Here is a 4,676-nt window from a genome sequence, read left to right as displayed (position 1 = left end):
GGAGCCGTGCCGGGCGCGGCCCCGCCGCCCGCCATCGGCGGCCCGAGCGAGATCGATACCGGCATCAGGGGCACGGGCGTGCCGCCATCGTCCGAAAAGCCGAGAAAGATCGTCACGCCCAGATCGGTCAGGTGAACCATGCTGTCACGATAGACGGTGCCGTCCATCTCGATCCGGGTCACGTCCACCGGAAGCCCGGTGTAGGTGCAGCCGCCGATGCCAACCGGTGCCGCCGCGCCCACCGTGACGTTGATCGTGTAGCGCGACTGCCCGCCATCGGCGAAGCGCGAGGTCTCGATCCCGTCGAAGCGCACGCCCGGCGCGGGAAAGGGCACCGGGTCGGGCGTGCCCACATAGATCACGCTTTCGCGGTCGGCGGCAGGCGTGCGCCCGTTCTCCAGCGCCCAGCTTTCCAGCACCAGCCCCATGGGCAGGGTGATGTAGCCATAGACCGGCCCGCCGTCGAAGGCATATTCCGTCTCGACGATGCGCCCGTCCGACAGGACGCGGGTCATCACCGTGCGGTCGGGAAACTCGACCCAGACGCCATCGCGCGCAAGGCCCTGGGGGCAGGCTTGCGCCAGGGCAAGGCCCGGCATGATCGCCAGCCAGAGCGCCCCCGCACCGATCCGGACCTGTCGCATCGCAGCCTCTCCCTTGGCGAGTGTTCCTTCAATACATGAAGTAGCGCTGCGCCATCGGCAACTCGCGCGCGGGCTCGCAGGTCAGCAATTCGCCATCGGCGCGCACCTCGTAGGTCTCGGGATGAACCTCGACATGGGGCGTCGCGCTGTTGTGGATCAGGTCCGCCTTGCGGACGCGGCGGATACCCTCGACCGCGACCGTGTCCTTGGCCAGGCCCAGCGCCCCGCGGATGCCCGCCGCCTGCGCCGCCTGGCTCACGAAGGTCACCGCCGAGCGCTCGACCGCGCGGCCATAGGCGCCCCACATGGGCCGCGAGTAGACCGGTTGCGGCGTGGGGATCGAGGCGTTGGGGTCGCCCATCTGCGCCACCGCGATGGAGCCGCCGATCAGCACCATCTCGGGCTTCACCCCGAAGAACGCGGGGTTCCACAGGCAGAGGTCCGCGCGCTTGCCGACCTCGACCGAGCCGATATGCGCGGAAATCCCGTGAACGATCGCGGGGTTGATCGTGTATTTCGCCACGTAGCGCTTGACGCGGAAATTGTCGTTGTCGCCGGTCTCCTCCGCCAGGCGGCCGCGCTGCTTCTTCATCTTGTCGGCGGTCTGCCAGGTGCGGATGATCACCTCGCCCACCCGGCCCATGGCCTGGCTGTCGGAGGCCATGACGGAAAACGCGCCCATGTCGTGCAGGATGTCCTCGGCGGCGATGGTCTCCTTGCGGATGCGGCTTTCGGCAAAGGCCACGTCCTCGGGGATCGACTTGTCGAGGTGGTGGCAGACCATGAGCATGTCGAGGTGTTCCTCGAGCGTGTTCACCGTGTAGGGCATCGTCGGGTTGGTCGAGGAGGGCAGGATGTTCTGATACCCCACGACCTTCATGATGTCGGGCGCGTGCCCGCCCCCCGCCCCTTCGGTGTGAAAGGCGTGGATGCAGCGGTCGCCGATGGCTTTCAGCGTGTTCTCGACAAAGCCGCTCTCGTTCAGCGTGTCGGTGTGGATCATCACCTGCACGTCCATGTCCTCGGCCACCGACAGGCAGCAGTCGATGGCGCCGGGCGTGGTGCCCCAATCCTCGTGCAGCTTCATCGCGCAGGCGCCTGCCTCGATCATCTCGACCAACGCCGCGGGGCGCGAGGCGTTGCCCTTGCCCGCGAAGGCGAGGTTCATCGGGAAGGCATCGGCGGCCTGCAGCATCCGCCCGATATGCCAGGGCCCCGGCGTGCAGGTGGTGGCCAGTGTGCCATGCGCGGGGCCGGTGCCGCCGCCCAGCATCGTGGTCAGGCCGGAATGCAGCGCATCCTCGATCTGCTGGGGGCAGATGAAATGGATGTGGCTGTCGAAACCGCCCGCCGTCAGGATGCGCCCCTCGCCCGCGATGGCCTCGGTTCCCGGGCCGATGATGATGTCGACGCCGGGTTGCGTGTCGGGGTTGCCCGCCTTGCCGATGCCCGCGATGCGCCCGTCACGCAGGCCCACGTCGGCCTTGTAGATGCCGGTATGGTCCACGATCAGCGCATTGGTGATGACGGTGTCGACCGCCCCCTCGGCGCGGGTGCGCTGCGACTGGCCCATGCCGTCGCGGATCACCTTGCCGCCGCCGAATTTCACCTCTTCGCCGTAGGTGGTGAGGTCGCGCTCGACCTCGATGATCAGGTCGGTATCGGCCAGCCTGACGCGGTCGCCGGTGGTGGGGCCATACATGTCGGCATAGGTGCTGCGGGGGATGCGGGTGGGCATGGGTCTTCCTCGGGTAGGGCGCGTCGTGCTGCGCGCAAGCCTAGGACGCGCCCGGCGGCAAGGCCAAGGAGAAACGCGCACATCCGCCGCGCCGCCCCCGCGACTGCCGCCAGATTGGGCAGTTCATGGATCAAGGTTTGGCCGTCCCTCAGCACATCATCAATTTTTCATCGGAAATCTGCTATCCTGCCCAAAGCGCGGCGGGGCGAGGGCCGACCGCGCTTCTGGAAGGAAGGTAGTTATGAAAAGACCAGTGATCGCAGCAGTTGCAGCATTTTGCACCCTGTCCACCGCGCAGGCAGAGCCCAGCGTGGAACGTGGCGAATACCTTGTCCGGGGGATCGCGGGCTGCGGCAACTGCCACACGCCCATGGGCCCACAGGGCCCGATGATGGAGATGGAACTGGCCGGGCGCGTGGTCGAAGACATCGAGCCGTTCCGCGCGGTTGCATCCAACCTCACCCCCGCTGGCCGTATCGCGGATTGGACAGATGCGGAACTGGCGCGCGCGATCCGCGAAGGCATCCGTCCGGACGGCTCGCTGATCGGCCCGCCGATGCCCTTCGGCTCCTATCGCGGGCTGGGAGACGACGACCTGATGTCGATGGTGATGTTCCTGCGCACATTGCCAGCCGTCGAGAACGACCCCGGCCCGTCCGAGTATCGCATCCCGCTGCCCCCCGCCTACGGCCCACCGATCCAGACGGTCTCGGCCCCTGTGCCGGGTGTGACGGTCGAATATGGTGCCTACCTCGCGGGTCCGGTCGCGCATTGCATGGAATGCCACACGCCGATGGGGCCGCAAGGATCGCTCTACGAGACCGACCTGGGCCGAGGCGGGTTCGAGTTCCATGGTCCATGGGGCGTGTCGATCTCGCCCAATCTGACCGGCCACGAGGATGGGCTGGCGGGCTACACCGACGCGGAGATCGCGGCGATGATCGTGGACGGCGTCCGCCCCGACGGCGCGCCGATGCTGCCGCCGATGCCGTACGGATACCTCGCGCAGATGACGGAGGAGGACCTCGCCGCGATCATCCTCTACCTGCGCAGCCTGCCCGCCCTGCCCGACGCGGGCTGAGCAATACCCGAAAAGAGGGTGGGCCGATGACGGCCCGCCCCTCACGCCTTGAACACCTCGTCCACCTCGACCCCCAGTCCCTGCACGAGGCCGTTGGTCTGCATCGCCATTCCGATCACGGCCAGAAGCTCCGCGTGTTGGTCAGGCGTCATGCCCTTCGCCTTCGCCGCAGCCGTGTGGCTGTGGATGCAATAGCCGCAGCCGTTCGCCGTCGAGACGGCGACATAGATCATCTCCTTGACCAGCGGATCGATCGCGCCGGGGGCCATCACCACCCGCAGCCGGTCCCACAGCGCGCGCATCCCCGCCGGGTCATGGGCCATCGCGCGCCAGAAATCGTTGACGTAATCCGAGCCCCGGAGCGCCCGGATCTCGGCAAAGACCTCGGCCGCCTCGGGCGACAGCTCATCGTCGCGCAGCAAGGGCACGGTCGCCATCAGAGCGCCCCCATCACCGCCGTGTTGAACCCCCAGACCGCGCGGTCCCCGCCGTAGGGCACCAGCTGCACCTCGCGGCTCTGGCCCGGCTCGAAACGCACGGCGGTCCCCGCCGCGATGTCGAGGCGCATGCCGCGCGCCGCCGCGCGGTCGAAGTCGAGCGCGGCGTTGGTCTCGGCGAAATGGTAATGGCTGCCGACCTGCACCGGCCTGTCGCCGGTGTTCGACACCATCAGCGTCACCGCCTCGCGGCCCGCGTTCAGCTCGATGTCGCCCTCGGCGGCGAAGATCTCTCCGGGGATCATGACTGGCCCTCGCTCAACGGATCGGATGATGGACGGTCACGAGCTTCGTGCCATCCGGGAATGTCGCCTCGACCTGCACGTCATGGATCATCTCGGGCACGCCCTCCATGCAGTGCTCGGCGCGCACGACGCCCGCGCCCGCCGCCATCAGCTCGGCCACGCTGCGCCCGTCGCGCGCGCCTTCGAGCACGAAATCGGTGATCAGCGCGATCGCCTCGGGGTGGTTGAGCTTGACGCCGCGCTCCAGCCGGCCCCGCGCCACCATGGCGGCAAGGCTGATCATCAGCTTGTCTTTTTCCCTCGGGGACAGGTTCATCTCTCGGACCTCTTGCGTTCAGATCTGCCAGACCCGCGGCAGCGGGCCTTGCGTTATCGTTTCCACCGCCCGCGCAACGGCGCGGCGCAGCGGCCAGGCCTCGGGGGCCATGAAGCGCGCCACGATGCGCCCGTCCCAGGCCGAGGCCGCGGCGC

General features: G+C 68.2%; 6 protein-coding genes. 1 reads left to right on the top strand and 5 read right to left on the bottom strand.

Features of this window, described 5'->3' with window-relative positions:
• Positions 1 to 644: hypothetical protein (locus QQK83_RS18845; protein WP_284266918.1), on the bottom strand; the 644-nt coding region annotated here is incomplete at its 3' end.
• 28 nt (positions 645 to 672) lie between these two features.
• Positions 673 to 2,382 carry an urease subunit alpha gene (gene ureC, locus QQK83_RS18840; protein WP_284266916.1) on the bottom strand — a complete coding sequence of 570 codons (1,710 nt, stop codon included), beginning with the start codon at positions 2,380 to 2,382 and terminating at the stop codon, positions 673 to 675.
• 310 nt (positions 2,383 to 2,692) lie between these two features.
• Between ureC and QQK83_RS18835 the strand changes: the two genes are divergently transcribed.
• On the top strand, positions 2,693 to 3,463 hold the full coding sequence (locus QQK83_RS18835) for a c-type cytochrome (RefSeq protein WP_284266915.1): 771 nt from the start codon (positions 2,693 to 2,695) through the stop codon (positions 3,461 to 3,463).
• Between the two features lie 41 nt (positions 3,464 to 3,504).
• Here QQK83_RS18835 and QQK83_RS18830 read toward each other — a convergent pair whose 3' ends face one another.
• From QQK83_RS18830 to QQK83_RS18820, 3 genes are read right to left on the bottom strand one after another with little or no spacing between them, the layout of a single operon-like run.
• Positions 3,505 to 3,900, bottom strand: coding sequence for a carboxymuconolactone decarboxylase family protein (locus tag QQK83_RS18830; RefSeq protein WP_284266914.1), 396 nt, complete (start codon positions 3,898 to 3,900; stop codon positions 3,505 to 3,507).
• Positions 3,900 to 4,205: an urease subunit beta gene (locus QQK83_RS18825; protein ID WP_284266912.1), complete on the bottom strand. Its 306-nt coding sequence runs from the start codon at positions 4,203 to 4,205 to the stop codon at positions 3,900 to 3,902. Before QQK83_RS18825 ends, QQK83_RS18830 begins: the two co-directional genes overlap by 1 nt.
• Before the next feature lie 13 nt (positions 4,206 to 4,218).
• Complete coding sequence (locus tag QQK83_RS18820; RefSeq protein ID WP_284266909.1) at positions 4,219 to 4,521, bottom strand: urease subunit gamma; 303 nt, start codon at positions 4,519 to 4,521, stop codon at positions 4,219 to 4,221.
• Positions 4,522 to 4,676 lie beyond the last annotated feature (155 nt).

Origin of the sequence: Roseicyclus amphidinii (genome assembly GCF_030163755.1) — a bacterium.
Classification (GTDB): Bacteria; Pseudomonadota; Alphaproteobacteria; order Rhodobacterales; family Rhodobacteraceae; genus Roseicyclus; species Roseicyclus amphidinii.
This window is presented reverse-complemented; position numbering and strand designations above follow the sequence as displayed.

Excerpts from the sequence above, each read along its gene's own strand:
- ureC (WP_284266916.1), bottom strand. The coding sequence starts at position 2,382 with ATGCCCACCCGCATCCCCCGCAGCACCTATGCCGACATGTATGGCCCC.
- QQK83_RS18825 (WP_284266912.1), bottom strand. The coding sequence starts at position 4,205 with ATGATCCCCGGAGAGATCTTCGCCGCCGAGGGCGACATCGAGCTGAAC.
- QQK83_RS18820 (WP_284266909.1), bottom strand. The coding sequence starts at position 4,521 with ATGAACCTGTCCCCGAGGGAAAAAGACAAGCTGATGATCAGCCTTGCC.
- QQK83_RS18830 (WP_284266914.1), bottom strand. The coding sequence starts at position 3,900 with ATGGCGACCGTGCCCTTGCTGCGCGACGATGAGCTGTCGCCCGAGGCG.